The following is a 17,868-nucleotide window of genomic DNA, read 5'->3' as shown; positions in this document are numbered from 1 at the left end:
GGCTTTTTTATCTCTTGCAATCAGTCCTTAGTGTTTTTCACCAAATACTGAATCGAAGAATACACGCATGTCATGCCATGATTTTTTATCGGCTGCTGCGTTATAACCGACATCAATCATATTTTCTTTGCCTAAACGATCTGCTGCAGGGCTTGAAAAGCCATGCTTGGCATTGGGATAGCTAATGAATTGATAAGGGACGTTTCCGGCTTTCATTTCTGCTTTAAAAGCATCAACTTCAGCAGGTTTCACCATCGTATCGGCTTCGCCATGCAAGACCAGAATCTTGGCTTTGACCACGCTGGCTTGTGCTGGCGTTGCGGTTGCAAGAACCCCATGGAAGCTTGCGACTCCCGCAAGTGGTAATCCAGCACGCGCCATATCGAGCACGATCTTACCGCCAAAGCAGTAGCCGATCGCACCAATCTTGCTGGTATCCACTTGAGGCTGCGCTTCAAGCAATTCTAAACCCGCTTTAGCGCGGGTCATGGAGGTCGAGGCATCATTGAACACGCCGTGCATCATCTCCATGGCTTCACTGGCTTTTTCGGTATGTTTGCCGTCGCCATACATATCAATCGCCAGTGCCGCATAGCCGAGCTTGGCCAACTGGGTAGCACGTTTACGGGCATAGTCGTTGAGCCCCCACCACTCATGGACCACCAAAATCCCCGGTCGTTTGGTCTTGATGGCATCATCATAGACATAGTAGCTGACCAGTTTGGTGCCATCGGCAGCGGTATACGGAATTTCTTTGCTTTGAATCGCAGCTAGTGCTGCACTGCCGTATAGCCCTGTTGCAAGTGCGAGTGCGGCCTTGAATAATGATGCCTTAGATAATGAAAGTTTGAATATGGACGTCATGATTTCACCCTGAAAATGACAAGCGATATGGCAACTCATGTGATGTGCACATGAGACATGCGCTTAGAGAGCTTGATTCTAACCAAATGATTAAAGCAACTATAGAGGGCACAAGGATGATTAATAGTGAATGATACAAAAATATACATGTTGCAGGACTCGACACTCAAAGTCTCATCCGAATCCTGCATATTGATCAGGATATCCTTGCACAAGCAAAATCGTTTATGCGAATTGATAATCGCTTAAAGGGAAAGTGTGACTGGCATGCATGGCGTTATAGGTGGTTGTTGGGCGTAATAATGTCGCTTCCCCTTGCGGGTTAAAGTAATAGCTATTCGCAGAGGCACAATTGCCATTGGTAAAAATGGAGCTGTCTAATTTATGCTTCATTTTATCGGTAAACGCACTGTTGGCAGCGGCATGGACTTCAAAAGAGGTGGCATCTAGTCGAATCATCTCACCCAGACAGCGTTCGATATGCGCCATCTGATAATCCACAACCGAGAAGTAAGAGAAGCCTGAATACGCATAAGGGCTATGGAGGTTAAACAAATTGGGGAAGTTCGGTACGCTTAATCCCTCATAAGATTGAAAACCATTGTCATCCCACCATGCTCCAAGCTCTATCCCAGACTTACCAATCACATCGAAAGCCGGAAAATTACCCTTCTCCCAGACTTTAAATCCTGTAGCCAAGATCAGGGTATCTATCTTACGTTTAACCCCATCCTGCGTCACGATCCCATCGGCTTCAATATGATCAATGCTAGTCGTCACCAGCTCGACATTTTTGCGGTTAAAGGTGGGATAGAAGGTGTTGGAAAACGTTGGACGTTTACAGCCAAAGTCATAATGCGGTGTGAGCTTCTCACGGAGTACTGGATCTTTAATTACGCGGCGCATATGGGCACGGCACATGAACTCGATGCTTTTATTGAGGAAACTGAGCTGTTTGTTATGCAGTACGCCAGTTACCATCATGAGCTCAAGCACGCTTGAACTGGCAAAGCGGGCGATCTTCTGACTTTCTGGCAGGCTGGCAAAGAGTTTTTGAATCGATTTTGCGATTTTGGAGTCGTTCTTGGGAGAGACCCAAATCGCGGTGCGCTGATAGACATCCAGTTGCGCAAGTTTTGGTGCGATTTCAGGCACGAGCTGCACAGAGGTCGCACCCGTACCAATTACGGCAGCACGTTTGTTATTGAGGTCATAGGTGTGATCCCAACGCGCGGTGTGAATTACTTTACCTGCAAAGTTTTCAATGCCTTTGATATCCGGCATTTTCGGATGAGAGAGGAAACCGGTCGCAAGAATCAGGATGCGGGCTGTGACAGGGGCTTGCCCTTGGATGGAAACGGTCCAGAATTGACCGTCTTCGTCATAGACTGATTTTTCAACCAGTGCGTTAAAGCACATATAGGGTCTTAAGTTGTATTTTTGAGCCACGTGGTGCGCATAGGCCTTCAATTCTCGGCCCGGCGCATAGACTCTCGACCAATAGGGATTGGGTTCAAAGGAATAAGAATAGGTGACGGAAGGAATATCAACGGCGATGCCTGGATAGCTATTGTGATGCCAAGTCCCCCCGACATCTGAGGCCTCATCCAGCATGAGGATTGAGGTGATGCCTAAGCGATTAAGTTGAATGGCGGCCCCCATCCCACCAAATCCTGTGCCGACGATGATGGCTTGGTATTCGGGTGTTTTAGAGGATGCTGAAGCTGATTTTTGGGGTGCTTTGCTCATGAGGATTGTCGCCGTATTATTAGCAAATTTTGTGATGATTGGCTGGGTGATGGCTTTAGCTTAGTCTGTTTTTTAATGGTTGACAATATTTGTTGTCAGTTTTGTGATTACTTTAATATAGCATTCACATGCTGAAAATAATGATTACGCTTTTTGATATCAGAGAAATGAATAATTTGTTTTTAATATGTTGACCAGTCATTTTTATGTCCATTTTTTTCAAAGATATCGCATATTTTCAAATTGTTACAAACTAAGATGAAAAATGTTAAAAGTTGTAAAAAAATCTGAACAATCATTTGATATAAACCATGTAGTAAAAATTTATTTTTGTATGAATCACTAGAAATCAAAAAAAGGAATGGAATAAATGATTTTTATAAATATATTTAAAAAAAATATTAGAATTTTAAATTTTTTTTGGTTTCTAGTGCTGCTTACCAGCTCAGTTTTTATTGCTAATAATGCCCATGCTACAGTCTATACTGGTGATTGCACTCAATTTGGAGGCCTTCAAACGTGTGTATACCCTGACAAGCCCAGACCACTAACTGAATGGGCATATGTGTGCAATCAGGGTTATCCGGATTGCCCAACTACCGATGAATCGGCTCATATAAACTGGTATAAACAAAAATTTGTCGACTGGTACGGTTACATCATTAATAGCATCAGTTGGCCAGCATGGGGCACCAATGTAACGGTTCTAGGACCTACAGGAGACTATACCTGTGGCTCATCCATAACTCAATCGCCATACGGTCTACCAGACTACGAGCAAATTTATGGAACCTATTCTGCAACCAAAGTGGGAAGTGGGGCTAGTGTTAGCGGATGTTTAGCCATAAGTAGAACAAGATCTGTACGGCCTTATACATGTCCAGCGGGGACAGAACAAACCATTAATAGTATTAATACAAAGGTTTCTCCTTACCCCTTTATGTGTATGAATCCAAAGCCTATTATTAAAGGCTGCAATGCGTCCTCACCACACACTAAGAACCCATGCAGCATTGCCACAGGAAATAAATTTAAGCCACAATTAGACTGGAAAGCAGTGACAGGTCCCCTACAGTTTAATAGGACATACAGCAGCCTTAGCTCAAATACGATCAATTCTTATCCGAATACGATAGGAAAAGCGTGGGTTCATAATTATGGCTTACAAATTATTGAATCTCAGGAATCCCCTGGCCAGCTAACTTTGCTTCGAGGAGATGGACGAGAAGTCATTGCTTCAAACAATTACTCTGATACTGCAATAGCTGGGTCAGGGGGATGGTTCATCAATCGAGATTTGAGTTTAAAGCTTTCTAAATTAGCAGATAGTTCTTGGCAATTAGTTAATATTAAAACAAATGTCGTAGAAAACTATGATATCAGTGGCCGTCTAACAAAGATTGTTTATCCTAATAACCAAGTTATTTCGATAACTTATCCAACATTATCAAGCGGTATTTCTTACTCTCTCTCTAAAGCAACTGATAACTTTGGAAATACGATAACCTTCAATTATAACGCCCAAGGTCTTATCTCATCTCTATCCCTTTCTACGGGGCGGATTATCAATTATACCTATGATGCACAAAATCGATTAAGTACTGTGAGTCGTCCTGGCTATGGAACAAAAACCTATCTCTATAGTGAAAATAACACTGTAGCACCATCTGGAAACCCCTACCTCCTCACCGGAATTCTAGATGAGAAGGGAATTCGCTACGAAAGCTACGCATATGACTCTTCGGATCGTGGTATTTCAACATCAATGGCAGGAGGTGTTGAACAATACACCTTGGCCCATAACGATACGACCACGACTGTAACTGACCCTAGAGGGCTGACCAAAGTTTATACAAAAGTTAATACTTCTGGCACGCCTTACATCAGCAATATTCTTACTAATGGTAATCAGGACTCTACATATAGTTATGATAATGCAGGAAACGTCACCTCATCCACAAAATTTGGTATCACCACTAACTACACCTATGACCTCACCCGCAACCTTGAAACTAGCCGTACCGAAGCTGTAGGAACCCCTCAAGAAAGAACGATCACGACGCAATGGGACCCTAATCTCCCTGTACCTCTTTCAATCACTGAGCTAGGTAAAACCACCGCATATACCTACGATACTAATGGAAATACATTAACTAAAACCATCACGGATACAGTGGCCAACACCAGCCGTACTTGGACGTATACCTATAATACGGTCGGACAAAAACTCACTGAGAAAACGCCAGCAGGTGAAACAACCACCTATGCCTATGATAGTAATGGTCGTCTTCTGACCGTCACAGATGCATTAGGCAATGTTACAACCTACAGTAACTACACATTCTTAGGTCCAGCGGCAACAATTACCCTCCCCAGTGGCAATAAAATTGATTATGTCTATGATGAGGCGGCACGAGTTAAGCAATCTAGTGAAACAGTCTATAGCGCCCCTTATCAAGCTACGGATTCCACCACATCGACGCATTGGCCACAGTGGATCATTGACCTGATTAATGCCCTATGTCAGTTGGTTGGATCAGCCTCACCGTTTGATGCTACGGGTTCCACAACAACGACGGTCTTTCAACCGTTGACTGCGACTGCATCGCGTGTGGACGTCACCAAGTATTACTACGACCCAATTGGACAATTGACCTCAGTTATCATGCCGAGTGGCGAGACATTAACTTATGGTTATGATGATGCTCATCGTCTCGTGGGAGCAACGGATAGCTTGGGTAATAGCATTACCTATACGCTCAATGGCGCTGGTGATATCACCAATACTGCCATACAAGACCCTACAGGCAATATCAAAGTCAAAACCCAGCAAGTCTTTGATACGTTGGGTCATGTACAACAGGATGTGGGTAACAATGGGCAATCCACAACCTATGGTTATGACAATTTAGATAATCTCACCAGCACCACGGATGCTTTAAGCCGTAGTACAAGCAGCACTTATGATGCTTTAAACCGTAAAGTGACAGATGTCGATGCTTTAGGACAGACCGTGAAATATGGCTATAACGCCTTAGATCAACTCCTTACCATCACAGATGCACGCAATAACACCACCACTTATACTCCAAACGCTTTCGGTGAAATCACCAAGGAAGTAAGCCCAGATACAGGTACGACTACACGTAGTTATACCAACGGACGTCTGATGTCGGTGGTGGATAGCAATAGCATGACGCATGCCTACGGCTACGATGACATTGGGCGTGTAACGACACGGACTGATTCGGGTGCTTCTACAAGTACGCTCACGACTCAATACAGCTATGACCAAGGCACTTATGGCAAAGGCTACCTAACCAGTGTCGGGAATGCATCCAGCACCCTACGCTATAGCCGCGATAGTGCTGGTAATGTTATAGAGAAAGTTATGGCGGTGGGAACCAGCCCATTCCGTGTCCAATACAAGTATCTGGCTGGCAATAAAATTAGCGATATTGTCATGCCCAGCGGACGCCATATTTCCTATGCCTATACCAATGGCAAAATAACCAGTGTCAGCATTCTGGGCTTAGCAACGTTATTGAATAATGTGAAGTACGGCCCAACAGGGATCGTAGGCTGGACATGGATTACTTCTGGTTCAGGCGCAACAGATACCAATACGTTCAGTTATGACTCGGATGGTCGCATGACCAATGTGACTTCAACTGGCGTATTAGGTCGGGGTTATACCTATGACGCAGGTAATCGTATCTTGTCGATTTCTGACATCTTGGCAGGGATCGGTACACAATCCTATATCCATGACAAGCTTGATCGTTTAACCCTGCAGACGCTTGCAAACCAAACGCTGGGTTATAGCTATGATGCGAATAGCAATCGCATCTCTAAGACCCAGACTCCGAATGGCGGCACTGCAATCAGCAGCACCTACGGTATTCAAAGCTCAACCAATCGAATCAATACCATCACCGCAAATAGCACGACCAATACCATGACGTATTTGTCGACCGGGCAATTGGTCAATGATGGTGTACATCAGTTTAGCTATGACGCGGCAGGACGTTCCATCACCATTCAAAATAGTGCCACGGGTGCCACGATCTATAATGGCTACAATGGGCTTGGAGAACGTGTCAGCAAGAAAGTGGGCCTGAACCAAATCTACTTTGTCTACGATGAAAATGGTCATCTGCTTGGTGAGTACGATCAGAATCGCACAATGATTCGTGAATACTTCTGGCTTGGTGACCGTATCGTCGGGATGATGAGTAAAGATCGTCCGGGTGTCCTTCTACGTGTCCATACCGATCATTTAGGTACTGTTCGTGCAGTTAGTCAAGGCGATGGTACGAATACACGGACTGTACTTTGGCGCTTTGAAGGCGATGCCTTTGGAGATGTATTGCCTAATGAAGATGTGGATGGCAACGGTATTAAATTCACCATGCCGATTCGGATGCCGGGTCAGTACTATGATGCTGAAGTAGGTACTAGCTATAACTATTTTAGGGATTATGATGCCAGTACTGGGAGGTATGTGGAGAGTGATCCAATTGGGTTAAAGGGCGGCAATAATACTTATGGGTATGTCGGCAGTAGCCCATTAAGAGGAGTTGACCCTAAAGGATTGATTGAGTGGACTGGGCACTTTGGTGGGTTTGCTGTTTCGGCACCTGTTGGTGCTGGAATATTCAGATATAAATTAAAAACAAAGTGTATTAATGGAAAAATTGGTGAAGTAGAAGGTTTTGCATATGGAGGAGCTGCTGGAATTGGTTTGACTTTAACTGGCTCCGTCAGCGAGTCAACATTTGAGGATAATGAATTAGATGTAAGACCTGAAGGTTTTAATGGTAGATTTTCAATTATGGGATTCGGTTATGCACTAGGTAGCGGGCGGCCTGGACAAGGTTTAGCAGGGAACATGGCATTAGATGCAGCAGGGAAGCCGCATCCAGATAATGGTTTTTCCTATGGATATACCATATTGGGTAATGCTGCTTCTTCAGGGATATCAACAGTCAAGGGATTGGATTTTAGTGCTGCATTGATTGCGGGGTCATCAACTGTTACGAAATCATCTATAAAGGACTGTGATTGTGAAAAATAAATTTCCGCTAATAAACAGTTTTCAAATTTTTTTATGGAGCCTTGGATTCGGCTTTTTAGTTACACTTATAGTATCTTTAATTTTTATGACGGAAGTTTTGGAAGGTAAAAATGAGGCTTTTGATTTGAAGGATTCATTTTTTATAAAAACCTTTTTTATATCGGTCTTATTCGCATTCTTGTATAAATTATTTTTGGCTTATAAGCGCAGATAAGTATCTTTTTGAGCAGCGTGTGCGTGAGTTTGAAGCCAACAATTTATATTTCGTCATCCCATGTTCAAGGTGTTGCGCAAACAGTTGTTTGAGGGACATTCGTAAGACAATTTGTTTTACTATACAAAAAGTTGCACAACTTTAAAGATAAACTATATATCACAAGTAATTAGAGTGTTACTAGCAGAAAAAGAAAGCGTGGGATAACCCCAATAAAAAACCGCCCTAAAGCGGTTTTTTTCACTACTTTAAATCACTTCTGCTCAGCTACATTCTCATCAATGCCATAACTATCTTCCGCAGGAAGATCTTTTACCGCTTTAGAAATCAGATCCGCCATGTAGTTACCATGTGCGGTTGATTTGTCATAATGAAAACGCAAACGGGGTGTGAAACGGGTCTTGATACGACGACCCAGCTCCTGACGCAGGAATCCTGCGGCACCGTTCAACAGATCTAGGGTTTCTTGATGCGCCTGCTCAGTCAAATCGTCGTTTAATTCACGACCCATGACCGTCACATACACATCGCCATAACCCAGATCCGAGCTGATTTTCACGCCAGAGATGGTGACCATGCCACCGCCCAGACGTGGGTCTTTGAGTTCCATGCGAATGAGGTCAGACAACTCGCGCTGTACCTGATCACCCATCCGCTGTAGACGCTGACTCATTATAGACTCCGTTTAATCTCATGGACTTCAAAGACTTCGATCTGATCGAGTTCTTGAATGTCCTTGTAGCCTTTAACACCCAGACCACACTCCATACCTGCACGAACTTCATTGACGTCATCTTTATAACGACGCAAGGATTCGAGTTCGCCTTGGAAGACCACCACGCCATCACGCAGCACGCGGATTGGGCGGTTACGATGGATGACACCCTCAAGTACCATACAACCCGCAGCAGCACCGAACTTGCTTGAACGGAACACTTCGCGAACTTGGGCAATACCCAAGATGTTTTCACGATGCTCTGGAGCCAATTTACCGCTCATGGCTGCTTTTACGTCATCAATCATTTCATAGATGATGCTGTAGTAGCGCAGATCGATGCCATCTTCTTGGCTCTTCAGACGTGCGGCATTGTCTGCACGAACGTTAAAGCCGAGCATTGCCGCACCGGTTGATTCAGCCAGTGTGATGTCTGATTCGGTAATCGCACCAACGCCTGAACCGACGATCTGTACACGTACATCATCAATCGACAAGTCGTTCAATGCATGAGTAAGTGCTTCAAGTGAACCACGTACATCGGCTTTGAGGACGATATTGACGGTAGGTACGTCTTTCTTGCCCATACCCGCCATGATGTTTTCAAGACGCATGGCAGATTGACGATCGATTTTGTTTTGACGCTCGCGGTCAGCGCGAAATTCAGCCACTTCACGGGCTTTCTTCTCATCAGAAACCACAAGGATTTCATCACCGGCATTCGGCGCATCGGGTAAACCGAGGATTTCAACCGGAATCGACGGACCCGCAGATTTAACTTGCTTGCCGTTTTCATCAGTCATTGCACGGACACGGCCGTAGAAAGAACCTGCAAGGAGCAAGTCACCAACTTTAAGCGTGCCTTTTTGAACCAGAACACTAGCAACTGCACCACGACCTTTGTCGATACGGGCTTCGATCACGATCCCTTGCGCCGCGCCTTCTTCAGAAGCGGTGAGCTCCATCAGTTCAGCTTGGATTGAGATCAGATCCAGCAGTTCATCAATCCCCGCCCCGGTTTTTGCAGAAACACGCGCGATAGGCACATCCCCACCCCATGCTTCTGTGGTGACGCCTTTGACGGACAGTTCGTTCAGAACGCGATCTGGATCCGCGCTTTCTTTATCGATTTTATTCAACGCCACGATGATCGGTGTACCTGCCGCTTTAGCATGTTCAATCGCTTCAGCGGTTTGCGGCATTACGCCGTCGTCCGCAGCAACGACCAGAATCACGATGTCAGTGGCTTTCGCACCGCGTGCACGCATTTGGGTAAATGCCGCGTGACCCGGGGTATCGAGGAAGGTAATCACACCGCGATCGGTTTCTACATGGTAGGCACCGATATGCTGAGTAATCCCGCCCGCTTCGCCTGATGCCACTTTGGTACGACGGATATAGTCGAGCAGTGAGGTCTTACCATGGTCAACGTGACCCATGATGGTGACGACCGGAGGACGCAATTTCACGTTGCCACGATCAGCAACCGAAGCCATCAGTTTGTCTTCAACCGCGGTATCACTGACCAATACTGGGTTGTGACCGAGCTCTTCAACCACCAAAGACGCTGTGGATTGATCAATGGTTTGATCTTGAGTAACAATTTCGCCCATCTTCATCAAGGTCTTGATGACTTCACGCACTTTAACCGCCATTTTTTGTGCCAGATCAGCAACGACGATATTTTCAGTGATCTGAACATCATAAACTTGTTTTTCAACAGGTTTTTCAAAACCGTGCTTGTTCGATTGGCTGGTTTTCAGACCGCGTGGGGTTTGGCGGAAAGATTGCTCTTCCTGACGACCTGAACGGTTACGTCCTTTACCTTTGCCCGCACCCGCGCCCGCTGCTGTCGCCGCACCGCGTTTGATATCACGATTTTCTTTATCAAAAGACTCTTCGTATGCACGACCAACCAGACCCGCTGCCAGTGGTGCGGTGTCATCGATTTTACGATCTGGTGTTGCGCCATCGGCATATTTGCTGGCCATTTGGCGCATTTGCTCAAGCGTACGTTGTTGTGCCGCTTCGGCTGCTGCACGGCGTGCTGCTTCTTCCGCTGCTTTTAAGCGCGCTGCTTCTGCTTCACGTTCTTTCTTCTGTTCTGGTGTTTCGTCGATTTTGGCTGCGCGTTTTTTAACGACAACTTCTTTCTTCTCTACATTTTTCTTGTCGCTTTGCTGACGCATTGCATCGAGGGTTGCCTGATGTTTTGCATCGGCTTCTGCACGTGCTTTTTCTGCCGCTGCCGCCGCTGCTTCTTCAGCGGCTTTCACATCCGCAGGCTTTGCGTCTTGCGCTTTTTCTTGGGCACTGGCTTGAATGCTGGCTTGAATACGCGCTTTTGCTTCTAATTCAAGTTTGGCGCGTTCCGCAGCTTGTGCAGCAAGATCAGGCTTAACAAAGGTATGCTTTTTGCGCACTTCAACATTAATGGTTTTGGCTTTACCGCTTGAGCTTGCCACTTTGGCTGTGCCCAGCGTTTTGCGCTTTAATGTGATTTGAGTGGTATCAGGCGCAGATTGACCATGGCTCTGTCTTAAGTGAGCAACCAATTTTTCTTGTTCATTTTCAGTGACGAGCGCAGTTGCAGCACGCGCGGGTAAGCCTGCTTCAACCAATTGGGATAATAATTTTTCGACTGGACGGCCGACTTGTTGTGCTAATTCGTTTACGGATTTATCCGCCATGTGGTGCTACCTACCTATATACTCAAAACATCATTCAAAATCATTCGTGTTAAATCATGGGGGTCATCCTTAAAGATAACCTGCGCTGGGCGCTCATATTAAAAAAACCATGCCAGTACAACTCCAAGTTGTGTAGTGGCGTGTAACGAAGAACAACCCGTTACACGCGATGATGCTTATTCAGCGAGAGCGTAGAGCTGGGAACTAAAGACCTACGTCTTAGTTAAACCAGGACTCACGCGCTTTCATAATTAATTTACCTGCGGTCGCAGTATCCACGCCGAGATCTTCAAGATCGCCAACGGCTTGGTCCGCAAGGTCGTCAACAGTGACAATGCCATGGGCTGCCAAGTTAAACGCAAGATCACGATCCAGACCTTCGAGTGCTAGCAATTCTTCGCTAGGGTCTTGGATGCTTTCTTGTTGTAACAATTCATCTGCAAGTGCCGCATCTTTGGCGCGAGCTTGTAGTGCAGCGATGGTGTCGTCATCCAAACCTTCGATTTCATGGAAGGTTTCAGCAGGCACAAACGCCACTTCTTCGAGTGAAGTAAAGCCAAGCTCAACCAGCGCAGTTGCCAAATCTTCTTCGATTTCCAAGCGTTGGATGAACAAGTCAACATACTGTTGTGATTCAGATTGTTGACGTGCGCGGTATTCGTCTTCGAGCATCATGTCGAGGCGATAACCAGTTAATTCAGATGCCAAACGCACGTTTTGACCTTGCGTACCGATAGCACGTGCCAATTGGTCACTGGCCGCAAAAATGATATCCGCGCTGTGTGCATCTTCATCCAATACGATACCTGATACATCAGCAGGTTCAAGGGCGCTGGCGATATATTGTGCAGGATCATCAGACCAGATGACCACGTCAATGCGCTCGCCTTCCAGTTCTTGCTGAACTGCTTGGATACGTGTACCGCGCATCCCGATACAAGCGCCAACCGCATCAATACGATGATCGTTGGTTTTGACCGCGATCTTGGCACGTACACCCGGTTGACGCGCAGCGCCTTTGATTTCAATGATTTCTTCACTAATTTCAGGCACTTCTTTGCGCATCAAGGCAATCAGCATTTCTGGACGTGAGCGAGACAACAACAGCTGTGCACCGCGACCATCACGATTGACGCTAAACAAAATCGCAGTGACGCGTTGTTTAGCACGCAATACTTCACGTGGAATCATTTCTTCACGTGCCAAATAGCCTTCAGCGTTATTGCCTAAGTCGATAATGAAGCCGTCTTTGGTTTGTTTTTTCACTTCACCATAGATGAGCTCACCAACGCGTTCTGCATATTCATCGGCAACCATCGCGCGTTCTGCTTCGCGAATTTTTTGCACGATGACTTGTTTTGCAATCTGGGCAGCAATACGACCGAATTCAATCGATGGGATTTGCTCTTCGCGCACATCACCGATTTTCCATTTCGTCGGATCAAGATCGCTGATTGCATCTTGTAGGCCAGGCATTTCGTGATCTTCGTCGGCAACAACGGTCCATACGCGGAAAGTGTCGTATTCACCGGTTTTACGATCAATCGATACACGCAGATCTACTTCGTCATGTTCGTAGAATTTTTTCTTGGTTGCTGCAACCAGCGCTTGTTCCATCGCTTCGAAAATCGCCTCACGGCTCACACCTTTTTCGTTGCTGACGACTTCCACGACGGTCAGAATTTCACGACTCATAGGTCACCTTTAATCTTAGAAAACAAGTATTGAGTTAAATTTATAAAATCAAAAACATTCACGAAGCAACAGCATACATCCATGTTCGCAATCAATTTTTTGCAAAACGCGAATTAAACAGGTGCAAACACCAGATTGGCTTTATCAATATTATCCGCATCAACTGTGACAGTCACACCGTCAAACTCAACCGTGAGCACTTCATTTTCAAGTGCTTTCAGCAAACCCGTGATTTTACGGCGATTGGCAACGGGTGCAATCAGTCTTAAGTGTACAGTTTGACCTACATAAGGTTGCATTTGCGCAAGTGTAAAGAACGGACGATCCCAACCTGGTGAGGAAACTTCAAGAATATATTCACCGGAGATTGGATCATGCACATCCAAGACACCATTTACTTGATGGGTCACATTGACGCAGTCTTGAACACCAATCCCGCGACCCGTCTCTGGTGCATCTTCGTCCAGTTGTTCGTCCGGTGCATTGCTATCGACCACATCATCAGCAACATCTTGGTCTGGATTCAATGCGGGTACGGAGAAACCTGCAGGTAATGCTGGGATTTCTGCATCTGGACGATCAATATAGATACGTAAGAGAGAGCGTTTACCCTGAGGCAGGAACTCGAGACCCCATAGTTCGACACCACACACCGCAACAGCGGGTTGGATAAGATCAAATAAAGTCTGGGTTTTTTGGGATAATTTCATGGTTTGTCTAAACTTTTGTTAAGTACGGCCGTCAAATATGTTCAATCACGCCGTTCGTTTGAAAGAAGCATAAAGACATAAATCACGAACGACAAAAACAAAAAATGGGCATGAAGCCCATTTTTAACAGTTCATTCAATGCCATCTATTATAAAGGATCGCTGTCACAATGAAAGCAATCGATAATAGTCGATTTGAATGCTACTGTACGAAACTGTAAGAAAAATCACATCAATGTAAGCAGTGCTGTCCATTCAATGTGTCTTTCAAAATAAGTGGTAGCGGGGGCTGGATTTGAACCAACGACCTTCGGGTTATGAGCCCGACGAGCTACCAGACTGCTCCACCCCGCATCAACTGGACGGCATAGTATGCCTATCCTTACCTTCTGTCAACGTTTAATTTGCTGACGCCCGATATTTATATTTCATTGATTATAAAAGGTTAATTAACAACCAGCTAACCTTTTTACTTTGAAACCTAAATATCATGGTGCGGAAGGGGGGACTTGAACCCCCACGCCGTTAAGCACTACCACCTCAAGGTAGCGTGTCTACCAATTCCACCACCCCCGCAAGAAGGACGACAAGTCTACTGGATTCAATTAAGAATTGGAAGGGGTCTGTGTCGAAATAGTTGCAGGAGTCGGTGCATTTACTGGCGTAGGTGTTGCCGGTGCCGAGTTTGTTGCTGGTGTCGGCAGGCTAAATAGCGATTCAGCATGACGCTTGGCAAAAATTGCCAGTGACAGACTGGTGATAAAGAAGATGGTGGTCAGTACCGCAGTTGACTTGGTCAGGAAGTTTGCTGAACCTGATGCACCGAATACGGTGTTTGATGCGCCTGCACCAAAAGATGCACCGGCTTCTGCGCCTTTGCCTTGTTGCAGCAGGATCAAACCGATCATGCCCAATGCCACTAAAATATGTAATATCAGTACCAGCGTTTCCACGTTCACATCTCCACGCTTAAGCGATATCAAACGCTTGGGCGATTTGCAAAAAAGAATCAGCATCAAGTGCTGCACCACCAACCAATGCCCCGTCGATATCCGGACACTGGGCAAGTAATCTTGCATTATCCGACTTTACGCTGCCGCCGTAAAGTAGGCTTGTCTCATTTAACGCAGGTCGAATGTGACTGAGGACCTGACGAATCGTCGCATGCATCTGCTGCGCATCTTCAGGACTTGCGGTACGACCTGTCCCAATCGCCCAAACGGGCTCATAAGCCAAAATAAATTTTTGTGGGTCGATGATACTTAAAAGTTCAGTATGTGCAGTAATTTGCGCGGTGACTACCGCTGCTGCCTGCTCAGATTCTCGTTCACTGAGGGTTTCACCTACGCACCAAATAACTCCTAAACCGGCATCCAGAGCCGCGCGAAGTTTTAATTCGATCAACGCTTCATCTTCATGGTGTAATGTTCTGCGTTCTGAATGGCCGACAATCACCCATTGCGTACCCGCATCTATCAGTAAATCTGCAGAAATATCACCCGTAAATGCACCGGTATGACGATGGGTCGCAACATCTTGAGCAACCAGTTGAATCTTTTGAGGAGTGCTGGTGTGCTGAATGAGGCTGCTAATTGTGATTAAATGCAAATGCGTCGGTGCAATGGCCAGTTGACATTGCTGAATAGGCATAGCGCTTAGTTGTGTGATCAGTGCTTGTGCAAGACTTTTAGCAGCAGCAAGATTGGGGTTCATTTTCCAATTGCCGATGACCCAGCGTTTGCGGGTGGTGAAAGAGGGCGACGCGCATGTAGGCATAATTTATTCGTATGTCAGTGCAAAATTGCGTTAATTCTAGCGCAAATCGATGATGAATAAATATGGATCGTTATTTTTGGTTCTTTAAGATCATCATTTCGGAGTAAAAATATGCAGCATGAATTAGAAAAATCAGATTCAACGATTGAACCGCTTAAGAACGGTCGCTATCGCCATTATAAAGGACAGTTTTATCAGGTCTTAGCCACAGCGAGACATTCTGAAACGCGCGAGTGGCTTGTGGTCTACCGCTGTTTATATGATGACTATAGTCTTTGGGTTAGGCCCCTTGAGATGTTTATTGAGTCGATTGTTTTAGAAAACGGTGTGCAAGTTCCACGATTTAGTTTCGTTGATCAAGATGTTGATGATTTTGTAAACAGTAGTGATGGTGAACCAGTGGGCAATTTTGGCAAATAATAGAATCCTGACCGATACTTAAATGCGTATTTAGATATGTTATCCGATTGTACAGTCTTGCGGAGTGGGTTATAGTCGGGAAGCTCACGGAGGTGAGGTCTTTGATAACGAATGGATGAAGGTGTATGTCTGGACAAGCGGTATCCTTCGGTGGTTTAGCGCGTCAGATTGTGAATGAAGGTATCGTCACAGCTGAAATTATGCAGCGCGCAGCCAGCGATGCTCAAACCGAAAAAATCACATTAATCTCGCATTTAGTCACCAAAAAATTGGCAAAAGCTGACCAGATTGCATGGTTGGTTGCACGCGATTTTGGTGATTCCTTATTTGATCTTGATGCCATAGATCAGAGTCTCATTCCGAAAGATCTTGTAGACGAGAAGATTGTTCGTCAGTTTTCTGTTGTGCCTATTTTTAAGCGCGGTTCTCGAATATTTGTCGCGATGAGCGATCCGACACGGGTTGACGCGTTGGAAGCCATCCGTTTTGCCAGCCGCTTAGCGGTTGAGGCGGTTGTGGTCGAAGAGGACAAGCTGGCGCGACTGATTGAAAAGCTTTATGAAAACATGACCACCGCTGATTTTAGCGGCTTTGGTGGTGATGTTGAGCTGGATATCGAAACAGAAGGGACTGAGGATAAAAATACCAATGATGCTGCAGGAGCGGAAGAAGCCCCTGTTGTAAAGTTTATTAATAAAATGCTGATTGATGCGATTCGGATGGGTGCTTCGGACTTACATTTTGAGCCGTATGAGAAAAGCTATCGGATTCGCTATCGTGTTGATGGGGTGATGCGCGAGATTGCCCGCCCACCGATTCAATTGGCGCCTAAATTGGCGGCTCGTTTGAAAGTGATGTCACAAATGGACATTTCTGAAAAGCGTATGCCACAAGACGGTCGGATTAAGCTCAAAGTCTCCAAAACTAAAGCGATCGATTTTCGTGTGAACTCTTTGCCAACTCTATATGGGGAAAAAATCGTACTGCGTATTTTAGATGCGTCGAGTGCGATGCTGGGTATTGATGCACTCGGTTATGAGTCTGCTCAAAAAGCACTATTTATGGCAGCACTTGAGCGACCGCAAGGGATGTTACTGATCACGGGTCCAACCGGTTCTGGGAAAACGGTCTCGTTGTATACCGGTTTGAATATCTTAAATACCGTGGATACTAATATTTCAACAGCAGAAGATCCTGTTGAAATTAACTTGGAAGGGATTAATCAGGTTAATGTCAACTTAAAAACAGGCCTAACCTTTGCGGTCGCCCTTCGTGCATTCTTACGTCAAGATCCTGATATTGTGATGGTGGGTGAAATCCGTGACCTTGAAACAGCTGAGATTGCTGTTAAAGCGGCACAAACCGGACATATGGTAATGTCAACACTGCATACCAACAGTGCTCCGGAGACGTTAACGCGTTTGCGCAATATGGGTGTACCTTCTTTTAATATTGCAACTTCAGTGAATCTAGTGATAGCGCAGCGTTTAGCACGGCGACTGTGCCCAGCGTGCAAGACTCCTGTTGATGTGCCAGCGCAAAGCCTAAAAGAAATGGGCTTTACTGATGAGGACTTAGCAACCGGATTTAAAGTTTATCAGCCCGTTGGCTGCTCTGAATGTCGTGATGGCTATAAAGGCCGTATCGGGATTTATGAGGTGATGAAGGTTACGCCTGAGATTTCACGGATTATTATGGAAGAAGGCAATGCGATCGATATTGCAGATGCCTCGCGTCGATCAGGCTTCAACGATTTACGACGTTCTGGACTGATCAAAGTCATGCAAGGTATGACCAGTCTGCAAGAAGTAAACCGCGTTACAGGCGGCGAATAAATCGGTCACGAAACAGCATCGGAGCTGTTCTGTGATGAATAAATGAGTTCAAAACGTTAATGAAGACAGAGCGATTGCATGCGGATGCTGCAATTTAGAGATGAAGGACGATGTGTCGTATTGG

General features: G+C 45.6%; 11 protein-coding genes, 2 tRNA genes and 1 pseudogene. 4 read left to right on the top strand and 10 right to left on the bottom strand.

Annotation, left to right across the window (positions count from 1 at the left end; all coding sequences use genetic code 11):
* Window positions 1-27: 27 nt before the first annotated feature.
* The gene (locus tag ACLHG7_RS03695) at window positions 28-864 is read right to left on the bottom strand and encodes a dienelactone hydrolase family protein (RefSeq protein WP_410209716.1); all 837 of its coding nucleotides are present in this window, start codon (window positions 862-864) and stop codon (window positions 28-30) included.
* Window positions 865-1,089: 225 nt separating this feature from the next.
* Window positions 1,090-2,613 carry a flavin-containing monooxygenase gene (locus tag ACLHG7_RS03690; protein WP_410209715.1) on the bottom strand — a complete coding sequence of 508 codons (1,524 nt, stop codon included), beginning with the start codon at window positions 2,611-2,613 and terminating at the stop codon, window positions 1,090-1,092.
* Between the two features lie 370 nt (window positions 2,614-2,983).
* Between ACLHG7_RS03690 and ACLHG7_RS03685 the strand changes: the two are divergent.
* Window positions 2,984-3,832: pseudogene (locus tag ACLHG7_RS03685) on the top strand (DUF6531 domain-containing protein); the annotation flags it as partial.
* Window positions 3,833-4,216: 384 nt separating this feature from the next.
* Window positions 4,217-7,690, top strand: coding sequence for an RHS repeat-associated core domain-containing protein (locus tag ACLHG7_RS03680; protein ID WP_410210375.1), 3,474 nt, complete (start codon window positions 4,217-4,219; stop codon window positions 7,688-7,690).
* A 467-nt stretch (window positions 7,691-8,157) separates the two neighbouring features.
* Here ACLHG7_RS03680 and ACLHG7_RS03675 read toward each other — a convergent pair whose 3' ends face one another.
* The 8 genes from ACLHG7_RS03675 to tpiA form a co-directional block, all read right to left on the bottom strand.
* Window positions 8,158-8,577 (bottom strand): ribosome-binding factor A, encoded by a 420-nt coding sequence (locus ACLHG7_RS03675; protein WP_410209714.1) that lies wholly within the window; start codon window positions 8,575-8,577, stop codon window positions 8,158-8,160.
* On the bottom strand, window positions 8,577-11,309 hold the full coding sequence (gene infB / locus ACLHG7_RS03670; RefSeq protein ID WP_410209713.1) for a translation initiation factor IF-2: 2,733 nt from the start codon (window positions 11,307-11,309) through the stop codon (window positions 8,577-8,579). Before infB ends, ACLHG7_RS03675 begins: the two co-directional genes overlap by 1 nt.
* 219 nt (window positions 11,310-11,528) lie before the next feature.
* Window positions 11,529-13,004, bottom strand: coding sequence for a transcription termination factor NusA (gene nusA / locus ACLHG7_RS03665; RefSeq protein WP_410209712.1), 1,476 nt, complete (start codon window positions 13,002-13,004; stop codon window positions 11,529-11,531).
* Window positions 13,005-13,117: 113 nt separating this feature from the next.
* Window positions 13,118-13,714: a ribosome assembly cofactor RimP gene (locus tag ACLHG7_RS03660; RefSeq protein ID WP_410209711.1), complete on the bottom strand. Its 597-nt coding sequence runs from the start codon at window positions 13,712-13,714 to the stop codon at window positions 13,118-13,120.
* A gap of 276 nt (window positions 13,715-13,990) precedes the next feature.
* Window positions 13,991-14,067, bottom strand: a tRNA-Met gene (locus ACLHG7_RS03655).
* A gap of 137 nt (window positions 14,068-14,204) precedes the next feature.
* Window positions 14,205-14,289, bottom strand: a tRNA-Leu gene (locus tag ACLHG7_RS03650).
* A 29-nt stretch (window positions 14,290-14,318) separates the two neighbouring features.
* Window positions 14,319-14,666: a preprotein translocase subunit SecG gene (gene secG / locus ACLHG7_RS03645; RefSeq protein ID WP_410209710.1), complete on the bottom strand. Its 348-nt coding sequence runs from the start codon at window positions 14,664-14,666 to the stop codon at window positions 14,319-14,321.
* 16 nt (window positions 14,667-14,682) lie between these two features.
* The gene (tpiA, locus tag ACLHG7_RS03640) at window positions 14,683-15,489 is read right to left on the bottom strand and encodes a triose-phosphate isomerase (RefSeq protein ID WP_410209709.1); all 807 of its coding nucleotides are present in this window, start codon (window positions 15,487-15,489) and stop codon (window positions 14,683-14,685) included.
* A 111-nt stretch (window positions 15,490-15,600) separates the two neighbouring features.
* On the opposite strand from tpiA, the gene ACLHG7_RS03635 reads away from it, so the two are divergent.
* Window positions 15,601-15,909, top strand: coding sequence for a DUF1653 domain-containing protein (locus ACLHG7_RS03635; protein WP_410209708.1), 309 nt, complete (start codon window positions 15,601-15,603; stop codon window positions 15,907-15,909).
* Between the two features lie 125 nt (window positions 15,910-16,034).
* Window positions 16,035-17,744 carry a type IV-A pilus assembly ATPase PilB gene (gene pilB / locus ACLHG7_RS03630; protein WP_410209707.1) on the top strand — a complete coding sequence of 570 codons (1,710 nt, stop codon included), beginning with the start codon at window positions 16,035-16,037 and terminating at the stop codon, window positions 17,742-17,744.
* Window positions 17,745-17,868: the final 124 nt, after the last annotated feature.

It is taken from the genome of Aquirhabdus sp., assembly GCF_046462495.1.
Classification (GTDB): domain Bacteria; phylum Pseudomonadota; class Gammaproteobacteria; order Pseudomonadales; family Moraxellaceae; genus Aquirhabdus.
Note: the sequence above shows the minus strand (reverse complement) of the source record. Positions and strands in the feature narration are given on the sequence as shown.